The sequence below is a fragment of the Clostridium cadaveris genome, from assembly GCF_020911725.1.
Taxonomy (GTDB): domain Bacteria; phylum Bacillota; class Clostridia; order Clostridiales; family Clostridiaceae; genus Clostridium_X; species Clostridium_X cadaveris.
This window is the reverse complement of record NZ_CP076620.1, coordinates 68,576-90,225: the sequence shown is the minus strand read 5'-3', so window position 1 is coordinate 90,225 and position 21,650 is coordinate 68,576. Positions and strand designations below refer to the sequence as shown.

General features: G+C 29.0%; 29 protein-coding genes and 1 tRNA gene. 6 read left to right on the top strand and 24 right to left on the bottom strand.

The features are described from left to right. Position 1 precedes the first annotated feature (1 nt). Complete coding sequence (locus tag KQH81_RS00425) at positions 2-841, top strand: ABC transporter permease (protein ID WP_027639483.1); 840 nt, start codon at positions 2-4, stop codon at positions 839-841. 11 nt (positions 842-852) lie between these two features. Continuing rightward, the gene (locus KQH81_RS00420) at positions 853-1,602 is read left to right on the top strand and encodes an ABC transporter ATP-binding protein (RefSeq protein ID WP_027639484.1); all 750 of its coding nucleotides are present in this window, start codon (positions 853-855) and stop codon (positions 1,600-1,602) included. 69 nt (positions 1,603-1,671) lie between these two features. Here the strand turns inward: KQH81_RS00420 and KQH81_RS00415 are convergent, their stop codons facing one another. From KQH81_RS00415 to KQH81_RS00310, 23 genes are all read right to left on the bottom strand, one after another. Next, a complete protein-coding gene (locus KQH81_RS00415) occupies positions 1,672-2,055 on the bottom strand; it encodes a PH domain-containing protein (RefSeq protein ID WP_027639485.1) in 384 nt (127 codons plus the stop codon). 12 nt (positions 2,056-2,067) lie between these two features. Continuing rightward, a complete protein-coding gene (locus tag KQH81_RS00410; RefSeq protein ID WP_035771058.1) occupies positions 2,068-3,411 on the bottom strand; it encodes a D-serine ammonia-lyase in 1,344 nt (447 codons plus the stop codon). 136 nt (positions 3,412-3,547) lie between these two features. Next, complete coding sequence (locus KQH81_RS00405) at positions 3,548-4,552, bottom strand: hypothetical protein (protein ID WP_230028649.1); 1,005 nt, start codon at positions 4,550-4,552, stop codon at positions 3,548-3,550. 155 nt (positions 4,553-4,707) lie between these two features. Further along, positions 4,708-5,007 carry a hypothetical protein gene (locus KQH81_RS00400; protein ID WP_027639488.1) on the bottom strand — a complete coding sequence of 100 codons (300 nt, stop codon included), beginning with the start codon at positions 5,005-5,007 and terminating at the stop codon, positions 4,708-4,710. A 95-nt stretch (positions 5,008-5,102) separates the two neighbouring features. Next, positions 5,103-5,516, bottom strand: coding sequence for a hypothetical protein (locus KQH81_RS00395; protein WP_027639489.1), 414 nt, complete (start codon positions 5,514-5,516; stop codon positions 5,103-5,105). A 465-nt stretch (positions 5,517-5,981) separates the two neighbouring features. Continuing rightward, complete coding sequence (locus KQH81_RS00390) at positions 5,982-6,896, bottom strand: Abi family protein (protein WP_230028647.1); 915 nt, start codon at positions 6,894-6,896, stop codon at positions 5,982-5,984. A gap of 262 nt (positions 6,897-7,158) precedes the next feature. After that, a complete protein-coding gene (locus KQH81_RS00385) occupies positions 7,159-7,518 on the bottom strand; it encodes a hypothetical protein (RefSeq protein WP_230028645.1) in 360 nt (119 codons plus the stop codon). Between the two features lie 22 nt (positions 7,519-7,540). After that, a complete protein-coding gene (locus tag KQH81_RS00380) occupies positions 7,541-8,134 on the bottom strand; it encodes a hypothetical protein (RefSeq protein ID WP_230028643.1) in 594 nt (197 codons plus the stop codon). A 148-nt stretch (positions 8,135-8,282) separates the two neighbouring features. Continuing rightward, positions 8,283-9,002 (bottom strand): sigma-70 family RNA polymerase sigma factor, encoded by a 720-nt coding sequence (locus KQH81_RS00375; protein ID WP_230028642.1) that lies wholly within the window; start codon positions 9,000-9,002, stop codon positions 8,283-8,285. Positions 9,003-9,196: 194 nt separating this feature from the next. Continuing rightward, positions 9,197-9,544, bottom strand: coding sequence for a DNA-binding response regulator (locus KQH81_RS00370; protein ID WP_230028640.1), 348 nt, complete (start codon positions 9,542-9,544; stop codon positions 9,197-9,199). A 90-nt stretch (positions 9,545-9,634) separates the two neighbouring features. After that, positions 9,635-9,886 carry a hypothetical protein gene (locus KQH81_RS00365; RefSeq protein ID WP_230028638.1) on the bottom strand — a complete coding sequence of 84 codons (252 nt, stop codon included), beginning with the start codon at positions 9,884-9,886 and terminating at the stop codon, positions 9,635-9,637. Next, complete coding sequence (locus KQH81_RS00360) at positions 9,876-10,088, bottom strand: hypothetical protein (protein ID WP_230028637.1); 213 nt, start codon at positions 10,086-10,088, stop codon at positions 9,876-9,878. The genes KQH81_RS00365 and KQH81_RS00360 overlap by 11 nt, the downstream gene beginning before the upstream one ends. 125 nt (positions 10,089-10,213) lie before the next feature. Next, positions 10,214-10,837: a hypothetical protein gene (locus KQH81_RS00355; protein WP_230028634.1), complete on the bottom strand. Its 624-nt coding sequence runs from the start codon at positions 10,835-10,837 to the stop codon at positions 10,214-10,216. After that, on the bottom strand, positions 10,838-11,053 hold the full coding sequence (locus KQH81_RS00350; protein ID WP_230028632.1) for a cold-shock protein: 216 nt from the start codon (positions 11,051-11,053) through the stop codon (positions 10,838-10,840). Positions 11,054-11,272: 219 nt separating this feature from the next. Then, positions 11,273-12,073 (bottom strand): hypothetical protein, encoded by an 801-nt coding sequence (locus KQH81_RS00345; protein WP_230028630.1) that lies wholly within the window; start codon positions 12,071-12,073, stop codon positions 11,273-11,275. Between the two features lie 12 nt (positions 12,074-12,085). Continuing rightward, entirely contained in the window at positions 12,086-12,238 is a 153-nt protein-coding gene (locus KQH81_RS00340; protein WP_230028628.1) for a hypothetical protein, read from the bottom strand. Positions 12,239-12,249: 11 nt separating this feature from the next. After that, a complete protein-coding gene (locus KQH81_RS00335; protein ID WP_230028626.1) occupies positions 12,250-12,567 on the bottom strand; it encodes a hypothetical protein in 318 nt (105 codons plus the stop codon). A 121-nt stretch (positions 12,568-12,688) separates the two neighbouring features. Continuing rightward, positions 12,689-12,820, bottom strand: a complete 132-nt coding sequence (locus KQH81_RS17540; protein WP_268254215.1) for a hypothetical protein — start codon at positions 12,818-12,820, stop codon at positions 12,689-12,691. A gap of 55 nt (positions 12,821-12,875) precedes the next feature. Further along, positions 12,876-14,246, bottom strand: coding sequence for a replicative DNA helicase (locus tag KQH81_RS00330; protein WP_230028624.1), 1,371 nt, complete (start codon positions 14,244-14,246; stop codon positions 12,876-12,878). A 14-nt stretch (positions 14,247-14,260) separates the two neighbouring features. After that, the gene (locus KQH81_RS00325; protein ID WP_230028622.1) at positions 14,261-15,160 is read right to left on the bottom strand and encodes a phage replication initiation protein; all 900 of its coding nucleotides are present in this window, start codon (positions 15,158-15,160) and stop codon (positions 14,261-14,263) included. A gap of 168 nt (positions 15,161-15,328) precedes the next feature. Next, positions 15,329-15,625 carry a helix-turn-helix domain-containing protein gene (locus tag KQH81_RS00320; RefSeq protein WP_074845005.1) on the bottom strand — a complete coding sequence of 99 codons (297 nt, stop codon included), beginning with the start codon at positions 15,623-15,625 and terminating at the stop codon, positions 15,329-15,331. Positions 15,626-15,768: 143 nt separating this feature from the next. Then, positions 15,769-16,026, bottom strand: coding sequence for a hypothetical protein (locus KQH81_RS00315; RefSeq protein ID WP_230028620.1), 258 nt, complete (start codon positions 16,024-16,026; stop codon positions 15,769-15,771). Positions 16,027-16,182: 156 nt separating this feature from the next. Further along, positions 16,183-16,380, bottom strand: a complete 198-nt coding sequence (locus KQH81_RS00310) for a helix-turn-helix domain-containing protein (RefSeq protein WP_230028617.1) — start codon at positions 16,378-16,380, stop codon at positions 16,183-16,185. 170 nt (positions 16,381-16,550) lie between these two features. Between KQH81_RS00310 and KQH81_RS00305 the strand changes: the two genes are divergently transcribed. Both KQH81_RS00305 and KQH81_RS00300 read left to right on the top strand, forming a co-directional pair. Beyond that, positions 16,551-17,114 (top strand): helix-turn-helix domain-containing protein, encoded by a 564-nt coding sequence (locus tag KQH81_RS00305; RefSeq protein ID WP_230028615.1) that lies wholly within the window; start codon positions 16,551-16,553, stop codon positions 17,112-17,114. Positions 17,115-18,037: 923 nt separating this feature from the next. Then, on the top strand, positions 18,038-19,144 hold the full coding sequence (locus KQH81_RS00300; protein ID WP_230028613.1) for a site-specific integrase: 1,107 nt from the start codon (positions 18,038-18,040) through the stop codon (positions 19,142-19,144). 163 nt (positions 19,145-19,307) lie between these two features. On the opposite strand, the gene KQH81_RS00295 is transcribed toward KQH81_RS00300, so the two are convergent. After that, a tRNA-Arg gene (locus KQH81_RS00295) sits at positions 19,308-19,382 on the bottom strand. A gap of 270 nt (positions 19,383-19,652) precedes the next feature. Here KQH81_RS00295 and KQH81_RS00290 point away from each other — a divergent pair. Further along, a complete protein-coding gene (locus tag KQH81_RS00290; protein WP_206153148.1) occupies positions 19,653-19,976 on the top strand; it encodes a phasin family protein in 324 nt (107 codons plus the stop codon). A gap of 60 nt (positions 19,977-20,036) precedes the next feature. After that, positions 20,037-21,632, top strand: coding sequence for an ABC1 kinase family protein (locus KQH81_RS00285; protein WP_027639266.1), 1,596 nt, complete (start codon positions 20,037-20,039; stop codon positions 21,630-21,632). The last annotated feature ends 18 nt before the right edge of the window (positions 21,633-21,650 follow it).

The following is a 21,650-nucleotide window of genomic DNA, read 5'->3' as shown; positions in this document are numbered from 1 at the left end:
ATTGAAAACAAAAGACTTCAAAACTACGCTATATGGACTTATCGTTCCTATAATGTTTTTGATTATGTGGGGTATTCTTTCCAACAAAATAGGAAACGAAGTTATCCTACCAAAGATATCTTCTGTATTAAACAATTTTGCTCATGCAACTCAAGATTTTATAGGTCTTGGCTCTCTTCCTACAAATATTTTTGTAAGTCTTATAAGAGTTATTTTAGGATATACAGCTGGAGTTATTTTAGCTATTCCTTTGGGGCTTCTTATGGGATATAAAAATAAGGTTTATGGATTGTTCAATACATTTATAAATATATTTAGACCAATACCTCCTCTAGCATGGGTTCCACTAGTTTTAGCATGGTTTGGTGTTTCAAGCTTTGCTACTATTTTTAACCTTCCAGGAGGAGAAATGCAAGCATTCCTAAACAACTTTAAATTTTCCATGGTTTTTATAATAGGTCTTGGAACTTTCTTTCCTGTATTGACTAATACAGTATTTGCAGTTAGAACTGTTCCAAAAACATTAATAGAATCAGCAAAAGTTTTAGGAGCAAGTGAAAGAGATATATTTTTAAAAATACTTCTTCCGGCTTCTGCTCCAACTATAATAACTGGATTAAGGACTGGTCTTGGAATTGCTTGGTCTTGTCTTGTTTCTGCAGAAATGCTTCCTGGAAGCTTATCTGGAGTTGGATATCTTATAACTCATGCCTACGAGCTTGGAAGAACTGATTTAGTAATAACCGGTGTTACTTGTATAGGTCTTATCGGAGCTTCCTTAGATTATATATATAGACTTATAGAGAAGAGACATTTCTCATGGCAGAATAAAATAAGATAGGAAGTGAACTTATGGAAAATTGCATAGAAATCAAAAACTTAAGTAAAACTTTTAAAACTAACAACAATTTAGAAGTTAATGCCTTAAAAAATATTACCCTGGAAATTAAAGAAAATGACTTTATATGCATAGTTGGTCCTTCTGGATGTGGAAAATCTACAATGCTTAGAATCATAGCAAGTTTGGAAAATGCCTCAGAAGGTATTATTACATACAAGGGAAAGGAGATTACCGCTCCAACTTCTGATATAGGAATGGTATTTCAAAACTATTCTCTTCTTCAATGGAGGACTGTTCTAGATAATATAGCACTTGGCCTTGAATTTAAGGGTTTAAGTAAAAATGAAAGAAGGGATATAGCTCGTAAATATCTTAATATGATAAGTATGGACAAGTTTGAAAAAGCATATCCTTACGAGCTTTCTGGAGGTATGCAACAAAGAGTTGCTATTGCAAGAGCTCTTGCAAACAATCCAGACGTACTTCTTATGGATGAACCTTTTGGTGCTTTAGATGCTTATACTAGAATTCTTCTTCAAAAGGAACTTTTAAACATATGGGAAAAAAATAAGAAAACCATATTATTTGTTACTCATTCAGTTGATGAAGCTGTATACCTAGCTGATAGAATAATCGTCATGGGTAAAAATCCAGGTACAATAAGAGAAATTATAGATATAAAAATGGATAGGCCTAGAGACAGAGGAAATCTTGAGTATGCTCAGATAACCTCAAAAATTCTAAATATGCTTGAAGTATAAATATAATATTTACCCTCAAAGAAGTAGCAGACAGTTTTAAAATTAAATCTGTCTGCTACTTTTATAATATTATCTAGCAACGTAATTATCTATAGTGTTAAATACCTTGAATAGAAGTTCATCCATGTTTCTATCCTTTATAAATTGAAATTCTATATTCACACCACCTGGAAGTGTAAGCTTTATTTCCGCATCCAAATCAAAATTTCCAGCAGTCTCAATAGAATAAGTAACTATTTTACTGTAAGGAATAGCAAAATATTCAACCTTTTTTCCTGTTATCCCTTGCTTATCACATATTAATATCTTTTTATCCGTAAATATAGCTGCATCTCTAAATGTCTTAACTCCAAAAAGAGCTCTTTCATCTGCATTTAAAAATTTCATTAAATTTTGTGGAACTTCTATTTGCTTATAAAAAGTAAATATTTTTGTACTTAATACTTCTGCCATTATTTATTCCTCCTAAATATCTTTTCCTTTGTCATAATACTCTTTCATTATTTCTTCCGGGACCATATTTCCTCCTGTTGCCCACACTATATGAGTTGCAGCGTCCATATAATCTTTTATATTTTCATTTTCAATATATAATTTGCCTTCATCAGTCACAGCTATATTTTCATAGCCCTTCATTCCTGCTAACGCACTAGGTTCAAGCTTAATACCCTCTTCATCTGTTAGCATAGCTAAATAATGATACATTTTTTCATCAGTTAATGTATAGCTTCCACTTATAAATGGCTCTATTATTTTTCCTACAAAGCTCGAAGCCCTTCCTACTGCAAGACCGTCAGCTGCAGTTTTATTATCAATTCCAAAATCTTGTACACTTATCTTATCATGATATCCAGTGGCTAAGCCTAATGTCATACATGGGGAATGGGTAGGTTCAGCAAAGAAACAGTGTGCTGCTTCCTTAAACATAAGCTTTAATCCAAAAGCAACTCCTCCTGGTCCTCCCCCTACTCCACATGGAAGATAAACAAATAAAGGATGCTCATTGTCAATTACTATGTTTTTCTCTTCTAACTGTTTTTTCAATCGAAGAGCTGCCACTGCATATCCTAAAAATAAATCCTTAGAATTTTCATCATCTACAAAGTGGCAATACGGATCTTTCTCTGCCTGCTTACGGCCTTCTGTAACAGCTAAGCTATAGTCATCATCATATTCAATTACATTTACGCCCTTGCTTCTTAACATGTCCTTTTTCCACTGTCTTGCATCTGCGGACATATGCACATATACTTTAAAACCAAGCTTTGCACTCATTATGCCTATAGACAATCCAAGATTGCCTGTAGACCCAACTGCAACTGAGTACCTAGAAAATAACTGCTTAAATCTTTCCTCTGCTAAAATCTCATAATTATCTTGAAGGTTTAACATGCCACTATCAATAGCTATAGTTTCTGCATGTTTTAAAACTTCATATATTCCTCCTCTAGCCTTTATTGAGCCTGATATAGGAAGATGGCTATCACACTTTAGCATGATTTTACCTTTAATATCTTTTCCTATTTCTTTTCTTAAAGCTGCCTGCATCTTTGGTATCTCTACTAAAGGTGACTCTATTATTCCATTCATAGCTGAAGTTTCAGGAAATACTAGTGCTAAATATGGTGCAAATCTTTCTAACCTATTAGAAGCATCTATTACATCTTCTATAGTTATAGGTAAATTTTTAATTGCTTCCTCACAAGGGATTTTCTTCGGATTAATCCAAATGGTTTCTTTTAAATTAATCAAGTCATTAATTAATGGGGACTCTTTAATCCATTGATTTAAAGATTTGTTTAATATCATAGGTATTCTCCTTGTCAATAGTGATATCTTCATATATAAATGACTATAATATCATTTTTACTATGCTATTTCATTATATCAAGTTTTTAATGATTAAATAATTAAAAATAATCTAAAATCTTATTAACTTTGTTCATTAATTAATAGGCTCTATTGTATCTCCAACTCCATACTTACTTGAGGACATCATTCTATAATTCTTCCATTCAGGATCTTCTCTAAACTCAGTAACCCCTGTTGGTCCCCCTATAACGTATTTGATTCCTTTTGCAACTATATATCTTTTATTACGTGAAAGTGTATCTAGAGCATCTTCATCTTTTTCACTCTCCCACTTCTTAACAGTAAATAAAAATCCTTCTCCATCAAAATGCTGTACCTGCTGTTTTACAAAGACACTTATACTAGTATCAGTCTCCTCTATTCTATAGAGACCTTCCCATGATCTAGGAAACTTCATTTGAATACCTAGATTTTTGTTTTGATACAAGATATCACCTTGTTCTTTTGGAACTTTCTTTGTATTTTTAAGTATTTTTTTCTGTTGATTCTTTTTCTTAATCTCTTCTGCTCTCTCCTTCTCCAGTCTATCTTCATTTTCCTTTTTCACTAATTTTAGATTTAAGTCCGTTTTTAAGCCCTCAAAAATTTTAGATTTTTCCTCTGGCATCTTAGTTTCATTAAGTTTTTCTATTTCTTGTTTTGCCTCATCTAATTTGTCTTCCTTAAGAAGATTTGTTATGTAATCTAAGGCGGAATTTAATTTTTTAATCTCCTCTAACTTTTCACCTACGGTATTCTTTAAATCATCTATTTTATCTTTTATGTTGTACTCACTATATTTTTCAGGAATCCCATCCAAGTATTCCTTTGATTTTTTTAAATCATTTTTCTCATATGACTCTTTTGCATTAATAAATTTTGTTATTATTTCATTCAATGTTATAGCCTCTTCATTATTTGGTTCCTTTTCAAGAATAGCTGAAAACTGTTCTTTCGCCTCTTCATATTGCTCATTATTTAAATAGTCAATTCCAGCTTTAAGTTTATCTTTTGTTCCATTTCCGCATCCTAGCAATGATACTATAGCTAATGATATTATCAAACAAATTATTATTTTATTTGATGATTTAATCTTCATATTTACACCTCGCTTATCTTATAATTTTACCAAGATATAATCTATACAAATATAATCCATATTTACAATTAATTATTAATTATATTTTATCATACTGCTCATATAATGAAACAAGCTGTAACCTTAATTCTACTTTAAGATTACAGCTTAATTGCCTATAAAATCTGCATTACTATTAAAATTAAAGATATTACGATAACTCCAATCACCATAGCTTTAATTATTTTATTCATTTTTTTAATATTGCTTGTAATATCATTATTAAACTTTACATTTCTTTTGTTTAAAATTTTCACTATACTGTATTGCACAAATAAAAATATCAGAAAGACTATCTCAAAAGTCATAACATACTCTCTAAAGTAATAATAAGAAACTTCTCCCACCACTAATGTTATTAATGCCAACATTAATAATATCTTACTAGCATATGCCATAAGTTTTTCATTACCCATTATAAACACTTCCTTAAACAAATTAAATCTATTATGTGGAATGTATATTTAAGTTTATAATAGCACTAAATAGAAAAGTTTAACAATATTTAAATTTATTTCATCCTATTATCTAATTTTTTCGATAACCGTGTAAATAATATTGAATATAAAAGCATAATAATACATATTAAACCCATCTGAAAAATTATTAATCTAACTGTATTCCCCATTCCATTAAAACCAGATAAAAAATAATCTATATGCCAATATTCCATAAATACATAATCAAATATCATAAAGCCTAAAGCTAGAGAAATCAAATAAGAATTTCGAAAACATTTTATCGTCTCCATACGATTTTTATATAAAAAATATATAGATAAACTTAATGCTATTGGTATAAATATAATTACTAGATAAAACATAGTAACTTCATACATAACCATTACAGATGAAGCCCAAAGGATTCCTGATATAAATCCGAATATAATAGAAAGTATTAAATAAGGATGCTTTTTTATAAACAATACTTTATCTCCTTTATTTTACATTTTATATTGATTATAATTTAAAATATTAAATTATAACATTTGGTATTAATTTAATAATACATGAATTTTTTTACAATTTCTATTGGAGCATTAACTAAAAGTATCGTATATTATTGTAAATTAATTTCAAATAATTATATATTTATTAAGAAGATAGTTCACATCAAATAGAGTGTCAAAAAGAATTATTACAATTTTTATTAAAGTATTACAAAGATAACAAAGGCTTAAACCTTTTATTTACTTAGGTTTAAGCCTTTGTTTATGGTACTCCCAGTAGGAATATTTTTATATATCTTATTAAATTTATACAAGGCTTGTCACATTATCTAAAGCCTTGATATATCTATATTTAATAAAGATTATATTTTTATTACAAATTTTATTTTTAAGGACTAAGTCAAAGAAATAGTACAATCGTAGTACAATATTTTATATATTCTAATTAACATCCAGTATTTCCTTCCAATTATCAGGAAAGTCAATAAGTTTTAAATCTATATATTCCTCATACTCATCAACTAATGACTCTAGACCAGTTCGAAATGCAATCCATTCCTGTTTATTTAATGTCAATTCTTTTATAGCTAATATATATACAAATAATCCATTGTTAATTAAATTAAATTTCTTATATCTATAATGAATAGATATAGGTGTAAATTTTTTATTATATAATCTACCATAATGGGCACATGTATTTCTCATAGTGGACAAATTGTCCACCCAGCCACTTAACAAAGATTCACTAGTATTAAATCCACCACGAGCTATTATCTTTTTATCATCAGTTTTTAGATTAGAATACATTCTTGATAGTACACCAAAAGAAAGTACTTCAACTATTACCCAAATAGGAAAATGTCCATCATATTCATTTTTATAATGCTTAATGAACAATTCTCTTCTTCTACTATAAATAGAACTAGATATTTCATCCTTTAACCCTTTAACATACTTACGTTGAGCATTAAAATAACCCTTATATGAATTTAAGTCGTCAAATACTTCTTCTTTTTCATGTGCTTCTGGACCATATTTCATTGCTAGACTATAAGCCATATATGTACGGAGAGAAATTTCTATTCCTTCTAATATTTCCATAATTAAATTTCTTAATTTTTTATCAAACATATATATTTGATACATTTCATTAAAAGATATTTTATTATTATAATCATCATTTACTTTACATTGAAGAGCATACGCTGTAAGTCTATAATAATTAGTTCTACTTAATATTTTGAGACATTCATCCTCATTTTCAATTATCATATTTCTACTCTTTAATATTTCAAGTTGCTCTTTGAATGTCTTAGGATCTTTAAGTTTTTTTATATGTTTTTCTTCCCCCATTTAATCCTCCATATATAAAAAAATCCGCCTGGTTCGCATTGTAAAGAGGCGCGGCGGATTTCACAAAAACTTCATTCCACTAACTTGCACGGTTCGCATTGTTAAGAGGCGCTGCAAGTTCTGTTAATATTATAGTATATCCAAATCACTTTTTTGTATACTTCGCAATTGCGATATATATTTAAATTACCTATTTCAATCTCATTTATGCTGATTTTTTCAGCATTTTAATTAATTTCTCATAACTTATCAAACTTTCATCCTATAAAATATCTGCACAATAATACATCATATAATCCTCTATATCATATAGGTTACTTGATAAATTGTCATAAGAATTGGTATTTATTTGATGTGCTAATATATCTCTTAATGCACTACAGTAATTGTTATACTCTTTCTTACTTAAAATCACATCTTCAAGTTTAGATTTATTATAATATTTATTTTCTAACTTCATAATATCCCTTATTTCTTTTAACACTTCCATAGCATCCTTTTTATTGCCATCTGAAAGTAATTTAAATCCATCATTGCTTTTATCAATATAAAACTTAACATGTTCTTTTATTTCTTCTATTCTCACATTTCTTTTATCAAATTCTAAAACTTTATTTTTCATACAATAACCTCATCTCAATTAACTATCTTCTTCTTTTACCATGCTTATAATTTTTAATATTATCTCTTTCAAATTTTAGCTCATCTAATATCTCTCTGCATATTGAATAATAAATAATTAATTCATTTTGTTTATTTATTGGTCTCTTATACACTAAATTAATAACAATTACAGGAAAAATTATTGGTACTGTAGCAATAACTAGCATAAATATTAAAACTATAAATGTAATTAATAAAACTAATATTTGTTTTAGATTAGTTATTGAACTTATATATGTAAGATTTAGTTTAATTACACTTATAATTGATTCAATCATTTGATACATAGTCGGAATTTGATTAGATACTAAAGCAACTACTATAGCTGAAAAGAATCCGCTTACTAATGCCATTTTGATATTTTCATTTTTATTTGAATATTTATTTAACTCACTATCTATATACACACTTTCTATAATAAAATCTTCATTGCTCCTTATTTTCTTTTTATAATAATCTCTAACATTATTATAAATTTCTGTATATTTATCTTTAGTTTTCTCATCTTTTATATAAATATCATGTATCTTTCTCCATTTATTTTTGTTTTTTAACATAGTATTCAATTTAATCACTCTCAACCTCCTTAATATTACATTTCTACAATAATATTTAAATTCCTTTTGTAAAAATATATTTATATATAATGAATCTAATATCGTAATGTCAAGTATTTCAAAATAGTTTTTATAAAAAAGAGAACATATCACTTAAATACGTCCTCTATCCCAATAAATCTATTTTCTTATCTATATAACTATAAGTATTGTCATTGTAGGCTGCATACTCTTCCATGTATATTCTTACCCAATATTTTCTTAGATCCATATTATTTCTTAAACGCCTTAAGGCTCTATTATAGCATTGTCTTGTTTTTTCTTCACTTATTGTGATTATATCTGAGATTTCTTTTAAGGTCATAGGATTACCATTCCACCCATACTTAAACTTTAATACTTCTCTTTCTTCTAGGCTATTAGATTTCATCATAGCAGCTTCTAGATTGTTTCTCATTTCCTCATAATACATTCTATCCTCTATTACCATAATATCATCAGAATTGCTCTCAATCATTTCTATAAGTTCTGTGTCATTATCATCACCAATAAACTGATTAAGGCTAGTACAACTATTATTTAGCTTTGCATTTTCTACGTCCCTGGAGCTACGTCCATTAACTTCAATATTTATATATCTATCTATCCAAAACACCGCATAGGTAATAAACTGAGCTGCATTCTCTAAATTAGGATCATATCTATTTACTGCTTTCATTAATCCTACATTACCTGCTTGTGTTAGGTCCTCAAATTCAAGCTTTTTATTAATACCATAATACTTATTAGCTATCTTATTAATTATGCCTTGATTGACTGCTACAAGCTCATCCAGTGCCTTTTTATTACCTTCTCTATATGATATTATCAATTCTTCATTAGTCATACATTGCCTCCTTTTTAACTAGCATATACACCTATTCGTCGTTTCGTTAATGCACTCTATTAATTACGTAAATGTCAAGTTTTGTTAAGTTTATAGCTTTTTATCTTTCGGAACGTTCCTTATTTTTACGGAGCGTTTCTTTAAATATTCCAATCAATTATTAAAGTTGATTTCATGTTCATTATCTGATCTCTTTAATAAGTGCACTTATTCTCATTCACTAATCTTCTAGGGGTATCATGTGTTACTATTCCATAAGCTTCTTTCTTAAGCACTATATCACCATTATGCAGTGTTTTATATATACTTCTATTTTTCAAGATGAAGGCTCTATCTGACATGTATTTATTAGATTCATGATTTAAAGACCTGGCTACATCTCTTTTCTCAGCTTTACTCTTAAGATGTTCTTTTTTTAGATTACTAAAGTTTCTTTGAATGCATTTCCTTACTGATTCCGTACTTACATTTAGTTCCTTAGCTATTTCTACAGCATTATAACCTTCTAAATATAGGTCTTTAACCTTTCTTTTATTTAGCACATTCTCACTCCTTTGTATGCATTGTATGTTTTGTAAGCTACCTTTTTAGGGCGTTCAGAAAGTTCATATTTTTAAATACTCTCTAACTATCTATTTATCTGTATGGTCAATTAATTGTAGTAGCACATCAACCAATAACCAAAACTCTGAACAACTAACTATTTCTTTGTTTCTTATTGCTCTTGTAAATTCGGTTTCTTCTGGCAATTGTACAAGAGCTTCAAGTATTGTAGTTCCCATAAATTTCAATTCACTACCATCAGCAAATTTAATAACTGCCATTTTTCCTATATCCTTTATTAACTCTTTTTTAATTCTTGATAATCTCTTCTTATTTATCATTAACCATGTCCTCCAGCTCTTGAACTTGCTTTTCAAGTTCATCAGTTCTTATGCTATTAAGTATTGCATTACATGAATATATAATCGTATTAGCCTTTTTAGTATCTATCTCATTATTAGCTATCATATTTGTTATCCTTGCTAAGGTCTTTCTTATTTCACTAGGGGTACTTAGCCTTAGCCGTATTTTTTTATCACTCATGGGGGTATACCCCTCCTTTCATTCTCTGTAATATCAACGCTTTAAACAGATTTTTAATAGCCAAAAAGGGGCTTTTTCAACCCCTTAACACTTTACTAACTATTATTTTCTCTTTCTATATGAAGTTATAAGTCTCTCACTTCTTCCCATGGAATTACTGAAAAATCATCTCTTAATCTAGTATCAATAAACTGGATCATGCTATCTAAAGGCATAGATATTGAAGCTTTTATGTTAAACGGATTTATATAATTCTCTATATTATTTCTTAAATCATTTAATATTTTTTTGTTGTATTCTCTATTATCCTTAGGTATTAGCATTAACAATTCTAACGCATTACCATTGTTAGCTAGTAATTCTCTTATTATTGATAATGCATTATAATCATCTTTATATACATCAATAATATTTATGAAATCTTCTTTACTTGTAATTGCTCCTGCTTCAATAATTTTTATTATATTAGATAATCCTATTTGATAACTTGAATCTAATAGCTTACCTGTAGTATTAGCTCTCCACCTATCCTCTAATGCTTTTATAGCACTATCTAATATTCCTATTGCTTTATCATGTACATTTTGTGCCACTGCTTCAAATGGTTCTATAAGATTATTTATTCTTTGCTCTACGCCTATTGGTGTAAGCTCTTTATTATTATTTAATTCTAAAATTTTATTACTCAAAGCTTCCTGTTTTTCTTTATAAGCTTTTATTGTATTTATTAATTCACTTTTTTTACTCATTTATATATCTGCTCCTTTTATATTTATAGCAACTTCTCTATTTGATTTATCCTGCGATATATCAAACTCGACCTTGTCTCCTATTTCTAATTGCTTAAACTTATCTGGATCTACCATATTACTAAAGTGGAAGAAATAATCATTCTCCTGGTCTTTAATAAAACCAAATCCTCTTTCTGATACTATTTTCTTTACTGTTCCTGTTCTTTTTTCCATTTTTCATTCTCCTTTATTTTTTAATAAAACAAAAAGACCACAGGATAATATTCAGCTTAAAACTGATATATTTCCCGTGGCCTTTTTAATGCCTTCCACTTCTTAGAGTGGGGTACTTATGTTATATTTATCTTTGTATTTATTATATCACAAATACCTTTGTAAAGCTAGTAATATCAATAGTTTACGTGGTTACTATTAGTATTCACAAAGTACCTACTATATGCCCCATTCCTCTTTCAGCTTATTTACTAATTTCATCATATTACCATCATCCTTACATACATCTGGATGAAACTTTAAAGCTAGTGTTTTATATATTTGTTTTAGTTTTTTCTTTTCTTCATCTGTGTAGTTACTATGAATTGATTCTTGATAACCACTATATGAATCATAATTGTAGTTACTTTGATAGCTTTCATAGTAGCTACGTTGATAATCTTTACTTGCTTCATATTGCCTCTTTATATTATCCAACATTTCTTTATTTCTAAGTTCTCCAAATACATCATAACAATAATCATAAGTATCATTACCGTATATATCCTCAAAATCACGCTTAGCCTGTAGATACTTATCTATTATTGCTCTATGCTGCTGAGACACCTTATATTCTTCTGTTTCTTGGAACTCTTTTTCTATCTGCTCTGTTAATGGATCCAGCTTAGACCAAACCATGTTATATATTTCATCCTCTGTAAGCTTTAACTCCTCTGACAATGCTTTTATTTTATTGCCTGCATAATCATACAAACTAAACTCAATTATGTCATAATAATTCATGGTGCATAATGACCACTGTTTCTTTTTTACCTTACCATTTTCCCTATAACTTTGATGAATAGATATCTTATAAGCCTTTTTAATAGGTCTTTCAAATCTTTCATCCGAATAAGTATATTCATATTTACAATGTTCAACACCATCAGAGAACCATTTTAGCTCTGACACCTTTAACTCTTTACTAGCTCCATAAGAATTAGCTTTTTTAACTTTTATTTCTTGGATAACACAATACATTTATTCACCTTCTTATGGCTCTAAATCAACGTATACGCTCTTAAAAAGTGCATTAGGCTTTCCATACTCTTTAGATACTTTATACACCTTACATTCCTTACTAAGCTTATTTATAAGCCTTTCCTTTTCTTCATGGTTTCTATATTTAACAGTTATCTTTATCAAACTAGTTCCTCCTATTCTATATACTCCATCATATTGGTATCTTTGAGGAAATTTAAATTTGTGGTACCTGCTATAACTCCTTTTTTAAAATAGAACCTGCAGAGATTAACCCTCTCATAACACGCTGAACTTGAGTATTCATCTATTAATTTTCTATATTCCTCTGGTATACTCTTAAGCAACTTCTCAAACACTTCAGTTGTTTTATCTTCCAGTTCCTTTTGATCCTTATCAGTATCACTAAAGCCCTTTTCTTCATAGTGCTGCACATGTTGGAACTCATTTTCTATAACACTGTTTATAAATTTATTAGCTTCTTCGTATTTCATTCCCTTATTTCTCCTTTTTATTTGATTATTTGGAGCATAATAGGATATACTTAAGTTAAGTTAGGTTATGTATATCCTATTAGGATTTACTCCTGGTGGTAATAGATATTGGTAGTATCTGTTACCATTTTTTCTTATAGTCTATTTTTGTTTTACCTTCCAGTATCTCTCCAATAGTAACTCTTAACGCTTTTGGAGCTTGACTATATTTACTTCCAACTCTTAAAATAATTTCTTTTAAGCTTACCTTCATGTGTTACCTCATTTCTATTTAAATTATTGGTAACCTCCCTTTCAAGCTACTGTTCTTAATACCAGTTACTAATTCTGTAATTCTTACTTTTCCACTTCATAGCAACTATATCTTTCCCGCTTGCTCTACTCTTCTTGATTAATAAAGTCATACATTCGGGATTTTTATCCGAGTTTTTACTGAAATAATCTATATTTTTATTGTTTTCCCTCTGTAATTTATTTCTTACTAGCTCATTATCAATTTCAATATTTCTATAAATTCCTATAACTATATCACTATCCCTATAGATTGACGCCCCACCTGCAACATCATTAACCGCTACCTTTTCCCAAATATTCAAGTTGTTATTACTCATCTTACTGGCTGCTTCTTGCTTAGCTTGTGCTAGTATAACAATAGGTTTATTAATCTTTATTGCTAGTCGTTTTAGTAACCTTGTACATTCTGCAACCCTGTAATGTTCCTCTTTGTTGTTTCCTGTTATGTTAATTAGATTTATATAGTCAATAAATATTATGTCTATATTATTTTTCATTATTTCCAGTTGAATTTTACTTGTAATATTTAATAACTCATCTTCTTCACTTATTAACAGCCTTTTATTTAGCGATAAATAAGTGTTGGCTTTTATAACTCTTACAAGTTCATCATCTTTTAATTTTCCATCCCTTAGATTCTTAGAAGGAACATCTGCTAAATTTGATATTATTCTATCCCTTACTTGTTCTTTAGGCATTTCTAAACTGAAAAATAGTACTCTTTTATTATTCTTAATATTATTTAATGCTATTTGTGTGGCTAATGCCGTTTTTCCAACTCCACTAAAAGCAAATATTGTAACTAGATCACCTCCAGAGAACCCCCCTATTTTTTCATCAATTCTCGATAATCCTGTTTTTACTGCTACTATTTCACCATTCATTCTTTTTTCTAATGTCTTTAAATATTCTTCTTCTTGTTCTTCTGCCGTTTCTGATGCTTGCTTTTCCTCAACTAATTCAGTTACAAGACTTGTTATCTCTTGCTGCAACTCTTCTATATTTTGATTTATATTTGAGCTTATATATTTTGCAATATAGTCTAATTTCCTTTTTCTACTGTATTCTTTTAGGATTTTTAGATACTCTAGTAAATTTGCTGTACTTGCAACGGAATTAGCAATTTCGGATATATAAGACATACCCCTGGCTTTTTCTAATAAATTTTTATTTTTTAGTTCTTCTATTAGCATTAATAAATCTATTGTATTTTTTTCCTTAAACACTGATTTTATTGTTACAAAAATTATTTTATTATAGTCATGATAAAAATCATTTTTATTAATATTATTTTCTATAACTTGTATGCAGCTATTGGTATCTATAATCATAGAACCTAGAATATTTATTTCCACTTCTTCACTATATAGCTTTTCACGGTCCACTTACTCACCTTCTTTTACATAAGTTCTTCGTATAGATCATCACAGTTATTTTTATTACTTGTCCCATGATTTACTGTGTTTTTTTCTGATTGGTCTTTCAATGGAAAAATCCCTTGCCAACTATTAAATATACTCTGCTCTAAGATTTTAATTTGTATATCTTCATCCTCAGAAAGACCTTTTAACTTCTTAAGCATTATTTTCAACGCTCTATCCGTCATAGGTTTCTTAATAGCCTCCCTCATTTTTAGAAAGTCCTTTAAGGTTTCTATTAAACATTCATTTTGAGTATATTCAGCTATCAACATATTTAAATTTATATTACTTTTTTCTTTATTCTTATTAGTATTCTTATTAGTATTCTTATTAGTATTCTTATTAGTATTCTTATTGTCTTTCTCAACTACTACCTGTTGTCTTTCTTGAATACTACCGTTGTCTTTCTCAACTACTACGTAGTCTTTATTAAATACTACGTTATCTTTCTCAACTACTACGTAGTCTTTATTATCTATACTATCCTTACCTAACCTAACCTGAGTATCCGATTTGGATACATCTTGTATACAGTTTGTGTCCATATTGTATACATTGTTATTGATTGATAGCATTGCTTTTTCATCTAAATACCTTGTTTCATGGTATCTATCCTTTTGGATATAGTTATTAACTTTCCAATCTGTGATAACTACAACGCCATTATCAAATGGAATTAGATATTTTTTTGCCATTAATAGTTTTAGATCATCAATACTACAATTAACCATATTTGCTATCTTTTTAGGTGCTGATACAAAACCATCATCATCTGCCCTCATTCCTAAATGGAAATATAAACTTTGTGATGAAGCTGGTAATTCTAAAAACTTATCAGTATCAACTACGTCTAAACTAAACATTCTTCTATTAGCCAACTAATCACGCTCCTACTTTAAAGCCATCTTAAAATACTTTAAACCATCCCAACTAGGCTCTTTATTAAATTCCTTGCATAGATTTATATACTTGAAAAGCATTGATACCTTCATAATATCCCTCCATCCTTTTAACAAACGCCAATTTGGCGGTGGTTAATTAGTTATTTAATATCTAAGTACATTTTCTACTGATTCTATAGCATTTTTAAGAGACTTGATTTTAAATTCGTAAACCCTTATCTTATTTTCTAGGTCCTTGATGTATAGCTCTCTATCCATAGCTTGTGGTGTAGTTTCTATACCTAAAAATCTATCTAGTTCTATTTGTGGTATAAGGTACTCTTTACCTACCTTCGTAGCCTTCATATTGCCTTTTCTTATCTCGTTAGTTATAGCTGCCACAGATTTCCCTGTCATTTCTGCTACTTCTCTAGTTTTATAAACTAATGTCTTTTTACTCATGTATTCCCCTCCACATATCTTTTATTGATTTAGCCTTATTCCTTTGCGTTTACACACTTATAATAATTCAAAGGTGTAATTGCATTACTTGATGGTTCAGTACCCTTGTAATCTTAGCGTATGTTGTTTATACGACTTTAGATTTAATTTTGGTCATATCTGAATATGTCCCCTCTTAAAAATTTTGTAATTTCATTTGTTGGAACGTTAAAAGTCATTGAACATATTTCGCCATGCAGTTTATCAATTTTATAAGGTTTATATCCTTTACGTAAAATCCTGTTTATTACTGTTGCCTTACTGCTATAAATTCTTATTATCTTATCTTGATAATCAATGTTTATATTTGTTTCTGTACTTTCAGAATCCATAACTTGCTTTACGATTGTTATATTATCCATCATTTTACCTCCTAGTGTTAGTACGCTTGTATAATTAAGTATTCAAATTACTTTCTAGTGTATTTATACCTTTAAGAGCATTGCACCCTTGTTCTGTCCTTCTAGCGTTGTCTATAGAATTTTTAGAAGTGTTGCCACTTATGGCAATGAGTTTAATTACTCTTCATCTGAAAAGAATAATTCTGATACTGTTGTGCCTAATGCTTTGGACAGTTTTTCAAGAGTCTTAACTGGAATGTTTTTAATACCTTTGTTTTCAATATTAGATATTGTTGTTCTGGTAACTCCTGAAACTACTGAAAGCTCATCTTGTGTCCATCCTTTTTTTATTCTTGCTATTTTTAAAGCTAACATTTACTCACCTCTCTATTCATTTTTAATGTTTTAGTCTTATTTTGAACAATATATTGAACATTGTTATGACTATATTGTACATCATTCAGAATATATTGCAATACATTTTTATAAAAAAATTGATATTTTGACCAAAGAATTGTACAATTACATTATTGGAGGTGTAATTTATGATTAGATGTAATTTATCCGTTCTTTTAGCTGAAAGAAATATTAAAATAACCCAAATATCTAATGATACTGGCATATCTAGAACAACTTTAACTTCTATTTCGAACAACTATGCAAAAGGCTTACAATTCGATACATTAAACACTTTATGTAACTACTTAAAAATAACTCCAAATCAATTAATTTCTTATATACCTGTAGATATTGAAGTTAAATATGTTTATGTTAATAATGAATCTTTAGAGATTACTTTAGAAATTACCAAAAATCTTAAAAAGACACAGTGTCAATTAACTGGAAACTGCTTTAAATCATTTACTGGCAATAAAATATCATCATTAGATATATACATTGAGCTTTATGGTGAGGAACTTAATGATTATGATGAAGACATAATTAAAGAAAATTCTATAATTGTAAATGCTTTTAAAATGTTAACGACTCCTTTTAGGTCTGATATTGAAAATGATATTACAGGAGAAATACTTTCGAAATTTGATGATGATAATATGCTAGATGATGATTTAATTATTTCCTTTACTTGGTCTGATTCATTAGAATAATAATATATACAAGATGTATCCAAATCGGATACTCAGGTTAGGTTAGGTAAGGATAGTATAGATAATAAAGACTACGTAGTAGTTGAGAAAGACAACGGTAGTATTCAAGAAAGACAACAGGTAGTAGTTGAGAAAGACAATAAGAATACTAATAAGAATACTAATAAGAATAAATAAAAAAAGTAATATAAATAACCACCACTAATCCTTATTAGGGATTAGGTCTCCACAAAATTGGGGACACCCCATATTTAAAGGTTCGACATAATGTCGAGGGTAAGGTTCAACATCATGTTTGAGGGTATCTCCAAAATTGGGGGCACTCTGGTATTTAGAATAGGTTCGTCATTATGACGAGGTAGGCTCAAATTTGAGCTAACCTATATTTAAAGGTTGTCTAATTCTATTGGGTAAGCTTACCTTCATTTAGAGGGTAACATGGTGGCAAACAGACAAATTGACCTGTCGCACTATCTAAAGGATAGGTAGTTAATATATCAAAACGGAAAATTCCTGTTTGACCTCGATATAAATCCGCTGTCAATTTAAGTGACAGCGAACTGATACAGTAACAGTGGTTTATATTCACCGTTTTAACCTCCAAATTTTCGGTAGTTAAACTTTTCTGTTATATTAACAAGTGGTTTATATTCACCCGTTTTAAAGATAAGTCCTTTTGAAAGACCTGTTTTTTAATTTTATTATTAACTTAAACGGTAAATAGAAATGACCGTTAACAAATCTCGGTCACTTTGATTGACTGACATTTCCGCTATCAATTTAAGCGACAGCGAAATATTTCGCTCTGATATGGAAGTTCCGTAATGGTTTTATTACCCCTGCTTGAAATTTCAAGCACCCATGTAGTTACTTAGTAAGGATTAGAGATAACTACACATGATTTCTAAGAAAGGAGGTATATTATGGCCACAATAAAAAACATAGGTACTAAGAATGACCCTAACTGGAAAGTTTATATTCCTTTAGGTTATATAGATGGTAAGAAGATAGGTGAGAGAAAACAAGGGTTTAAGACTAAAAAAGAAGCTGAAGCTTATGTAACTGAGGTAATGAATAAAAAGAAGAAAGGTTATATAGCTCCTACAACTAATAAAACACTATTTAAGGATTTTATTATAAAATGGTTTGATGAGTATAAAGTTAATAATATTAGCATTAATACCAGGACCAACTACTTAAGCAGAATAAACACTCATATTATACCTGGGTTAGGATCATACAAACTCAATGAGATAACAAATATAGTTATACAAGATTTTTATAATAATCTTATAAATAAGGGTCTTAAACCTTCTACAGTTAAAAAGGTAATGGAAACTCTAAACGGCTGCTTTAAATATGCTAAAACTAATAAGCTTATATATACAATACCTACTGATATAGAAAAAATTAAAGCTGAAAAACCTAAAATAGAATACTGGAGTAAAGAGGAAATTGACTTCTTCATGGATAAGATTAAAGACCAATATTTGCACTTGCCTATTTTTATTGAGGTACTTACTGGATTAAGGATAGGTGAATTATGTGGTTTAAGATGGAAAGATGTAAACCTCAAGGAAGGATATTTAAAGGTTAGAAATCAAGTTATATTTGATAAGGATAACAAAATATTACTGCTATCACCTATTTTAAAGACATCTACAAGTAATCGTAAGATAAGTATACCTAAAGTATTAATCAACTACCTGCAAGCTATTAAGGATGATATTAATCCTAAGGACAATGATCTAATAATTAAAAATAGATATGGTTCAATATGTAATCCCAGGAACCTTTCTATGGAATTTACTAAAAACATAGCTAAGTATGAAGATAATTTGCATCAAATAAGTTTTCATGGTTTACGTCATACTCACGCTACACTTTTAATTAAGAATGGTGAAAATATAAAGGTAGTATCTGAGAGATTAGGCCATAAAGATATAACAGTTACTTTAAATACATATATGCATATTATGGATGATATGGTCAAAGATACTGCGGACCTACTTGATTCTATATTTTCTTAAAAGCTAGGAATTATTGTTCCTGGCTTTTAGTATTTCAGTACAATTATTAGTACAAATATTAGTACAAAAAAAGCTGATAAAAAGAAATAGTACAATAATAGTACAATATTGAGCAAATAAAAAACTCTAAACCATTGATTTACTTAGGTTTAGAGTTAAAATATGGTACTCCCAGTAGGAATCGAACCTACATCTGCCCCTTAGGAGGGGGCTGTTCTATCCATTGAACTATGAGAGCCTATAACATTATTATTGTATAGCAAATTTTTTTCTATGTCAAATATTACTTCTTTTATCTTAAAGTTGAATTTAATTTATAATACGCTAAGTAGATACACGCCTATATTATTGTGACTTTTCTGAAAACAATGGATTTAACTAAAGTTTTTGTGATAAAATGATGATAATTAAATATATAATTATCAATATAAAATCATATAATATAAGTTATTAACATTAAAAGGTTACTATAAATAATTTTAATTTTAAAATTTAGGAGGTTACCATAATGGATGAATTAAAAAAGATATTATTAGCAGGTGTAGGTTCAATTGCTTATACTTATGAAAAGTCTGCAAATGTTGTTGAAGAACTTGTTGAGAAAGGACGTCTTTCTGTAGATGAGGGAAAGGAGCTTTCTCAAGAGTTAAAGAGAACCTTTAAAGATAAATCAGAAGCATTTAATAAAAAGGTTATGCCTTTAACTAAAGAAGATTTAAAGAACACATTTGAAGAGATGGATTTTGTATCTAGAGATGAATTTAATGACCTTAGAGAACAAGTTACTAAGCTCGAGGCAAAAATAAATGCTATATTAAATTCTTTGGAATAAATTTGGGGCCTAAGGTCGAATATTTCACCTTAGGTTTCACTCATTTTGTTAGGAGGAACTATGAGTAAAAACTCTAACGATCGTTTTAAAGAGATAGTCAAAGTATTTTTTAAATACGGATTTGGGTATCTTGTAGACTCAAAAATAAAAAAAAGAACTCCTTCTCCTGAAAATTTGAAAAAAGCATTTGAAGAACTGGGGCCAACATTTATAAAGCTTGGACAAATTATAAGTACTAGAACAGATTTGCTGCCTGAAGAATACGTATCAGAGCTAAAAAAGTTGCAAGATGAAGCACTTCCTGAAAGTTTCGAATCTATAGAAAAAGTATTTTTCGAGGAATTCGGAGTATCTCTAAAGAATCAATTTAAATTTTTTGATGAAGCTCCTATGGCATCAGCTTCTATATCACAGGTTCATAAGGCTACTTTATTAGATGGAAGAAATGTTATAGTAAAAGTTCAAAGACCTCATATAAAGGAAAAAATGGCTCTAGACGTTTCAGTATTAGCTAAAATTCTAAAGCTTACTAAAAATAAGTTTGCAAATTCATTTATAAATCCAGTTGAAGCTTTAAATGAAATCTGGATTTCTACGCAAAAAGAATTAGATTTTACTATTGAAATGGAGAATACTATAAAATTTAAAGAATTAAATAAAGACGTAGCCTTTATTTATGTTCCATATGTAGTTAAATCCATGAGCAGCGAGAAAATCTTAACTCTAGAAAGAATTGATGGTATAAAGGTAGATAATATTAATAGTCTTCAGGAGAACTATTACGACTTATCAGATATAAGTAGAAAGCTTGCCTTAGGATTTTTAAAACAGGTGTTTAATGATGGTTTCTTTCATGGTGACCCTCATCCTGGAAATATATTAATAAAGGACAATAAAATTTGCTTTATAGATTTTGGTATCGTAGGAAATTTGAGTATTCCCCTTAGAGAAGCTTTAAATGACGCATTGATTTCCATAGTGCTAAAGGATATAAATAAGCTTATCAGCGTTTTTCTATCTATAGGTATAAGAAAAGGTTATGTTGATAGAAATGCTCTTTACGAAGATATAGAGTATTTATTCTTTAACTATCTTAATACCTCCTTAGCACATATTAATATATCTCTTATGCTTAATGATATAATTCAACTAACTGCAAAACATAATATACAGCTTCCAAAAGAACTGACATTGGTTATGAAGAGCCTTGTAATTCTTGAAGGAGTTATGACTCATCTTTCACCAGAAATAAAAATTCTAGATATAGCTATTCCTTATGTGAAGGAGAATAGTGAACTTATTCCAAAACTTTCTCATGACGATATAGTTATAAAAACATATACATTTTTAAATAGTTTATATAAAACTCCTGAAAAAATAGTTGAAGTTAGTGACAACATATTAAGCGGCAGAACAAAATTACAACTTGAACATAAAAATTTAGAAAGACCTCTAATTCAAGTTAATAAGATGGTAAATAGATTAGTATTTGGACTTGTAATTTCGGCTATGATAATAAGCTCAGCTTGGCTCATAAGTTCAAATACTGGTCCAAAGATTAATGGTGTTTCTTTTATGGGTATAGCTGGATTTCTGATGTCTGGAGTTTTAGCTCTATGGCTTTTAATATCTATAATCAGATCAGGTATGACCTAAAAAGAGGTGTTGCAAAAT

What these genes read in the sequence shown, in the direction of transcription:
- KQH81_RS00420 (WP_027639484.1), top strand. Translation starts at nt 853, where the DNA reads ATGGAAAATTGCATAGAAATCAAAAACTTAAGTAAAACTTTTAAAACT.
- KQH81_RS00415 (WP_027639485.1), bottom strand. Translation starts at nt 2,055, where the DNA reads ATGGCAGAAGTATTAAGTACAAAAATATTTACTTTTTATAAGCAAATA.
- KQH81_RS00410 (WP_035771058.1), bottom strand. Translation starts at nt 3,411, where the DNA reads ATGATATTAAACAAATCTTTAAATCAATGGATTAAAGAGTCCCCATTA.
- KQH81_RS00405 (WP_230028649.1), bottom strand. Translation starts at nt 4,552, where the DNA reads ATGAAGATTAAATCATCAAATAAAATAATAATTTGTTTGATAATATCA.
- KQH81_RS00400 (WP_027639488.1), bottom strand. Translation starts at nt 5,007, where the DNA reads ATGGGTAATGAAAAACTTATGGCATATGCTAGTAAGATATTATTAATG.
- KQH81_RS00390 (WP_230028647.1), bottom strand. Translation starts at nt 6,896, where the DNA reads ATGGGGGAAGAAAAACATATAAAAAAACTTAAAGATCCTAAGACATTC.
- KQH81_RS00385 (WP_230028645.1), bottom strand. Translation starts at nt 7,518, where the DNA reads ATGAAAAATAAAGTTTTAGAATTTGATAAAAGAAATGTGAGAATAGAA.
- KQH81_RS00375 (WP_230028642.1), bottom strand. Translation starts at nt 9,002, where the DNA reads ATGACTAATGAAGAATTGATAATATCATATAGAGAAGGTAATAAAAAG.
- KQH81_RS00365 (WP_230028638.1), bottom strand. Translation starts at nt 9,886, where the DNA reads ATGATAAATAAGAAGAGATTATCAAGAATTAAAAAAGAGTTAATAAAG.
- KQH81_RS00360 (WP_230028637.1), bottom strand. Translation starts at nt 10,088, where the DNA reads ATGAGTGATAAAAAAATACGGCTAAGGCTAAGTACCCCTAGTGAAATA.
- KQH81_RS00355 (WP_230028634.1), bottom strand. Translation starts at nt 10,837, where the DNA reads ATGAGTAAAAAAAGTGAATTAATAAATACAATAAAAGCTTATAAAGAA.
- KQH81_RS00350 (WP_230028632.1), bottom strand. Translation starts at nt 11,053, where the DNA reads ATGGAAAAAAGAACAGGAACAGTAAAGAAAATAGTATCAGAAAGAGGA.
- KQH81_RS00345 (WP_230028630.1), bottom strand. Translation starts at nt 12,073, where the DNA reads ATGTATTGTGTTATCCAAGAAATAAAAGTTAAAAAAGCTAATTCTTAT.
- KQH81_RS00335 (WP_230028626.1), bottom strand. Translation starts at nt 12,567, where the DNA reads ATGAAATACGAAGAAGCTAATAAATTTATAAACAGTGTTATAGAAAAT.
- KQH81_RS17540 (WP_268254215.1), bottom strand. Translation starts at nt 12,820, where the DNA reads ATGAAGGTAAGCTTAAAAGAAATTATTTTAAGAGTTGGAAGTAAATAT.
- KQH81_RS00320 (WP_074845005.1), bottom strand. Translation starts at nt 15,625, where the DNA reads ATGAGTAAAAAGACATTAGTTTATAAAACTAGAGAAGTAGCAGAAATG.
- KQH81_RS00315 (WP_230028620.1), bottom strand. Translation starts at nt 16,026, where the DNA reads ATGGATAATATAACAATCGTAAAGCAAGTTATGGATTCTGAAAGTACA.
- KQH81_RS00310 (WP_230028617.1), bottom strand. Translation starts at nt 16,380, where the DNA reads ATGTTAGCTTTAAAAATAGCAAGAATAAAAAAAGGATGGACACAAGAT.
- KQH81_RS00305 (WP_230028615.1), top strand. Translation starts at nt 16,551, where the DNA reads ATGATTAGATGTAATTTATCCGTTCTTTTAGCTGAAAGAAATATTAAA.
- KQH81_RS00300 (WP_230028613.1), top strand. Translation starts at nt 18,038, where the DNA reads ATGGCCACAATAAAAAACATAGGTACTAAGAATGACCCTAACTGGAAA.
- KQH81_RS00290 (WP_206153148.1), top strand. Translation starts at nt 19,653, where the DNA reads ATGGATGAATTAAAAAAGATATTATTAGCAGGTGTAGGTTCAATTGCT.
- KQH81_RS00285 (WP_027639266.1), top strand. Translation starts at nt 20,037, where the DNA reads ATGAGTAAAAACTCTAACGATCGTTTTAAAGAGATAGTCAAAGTATTT.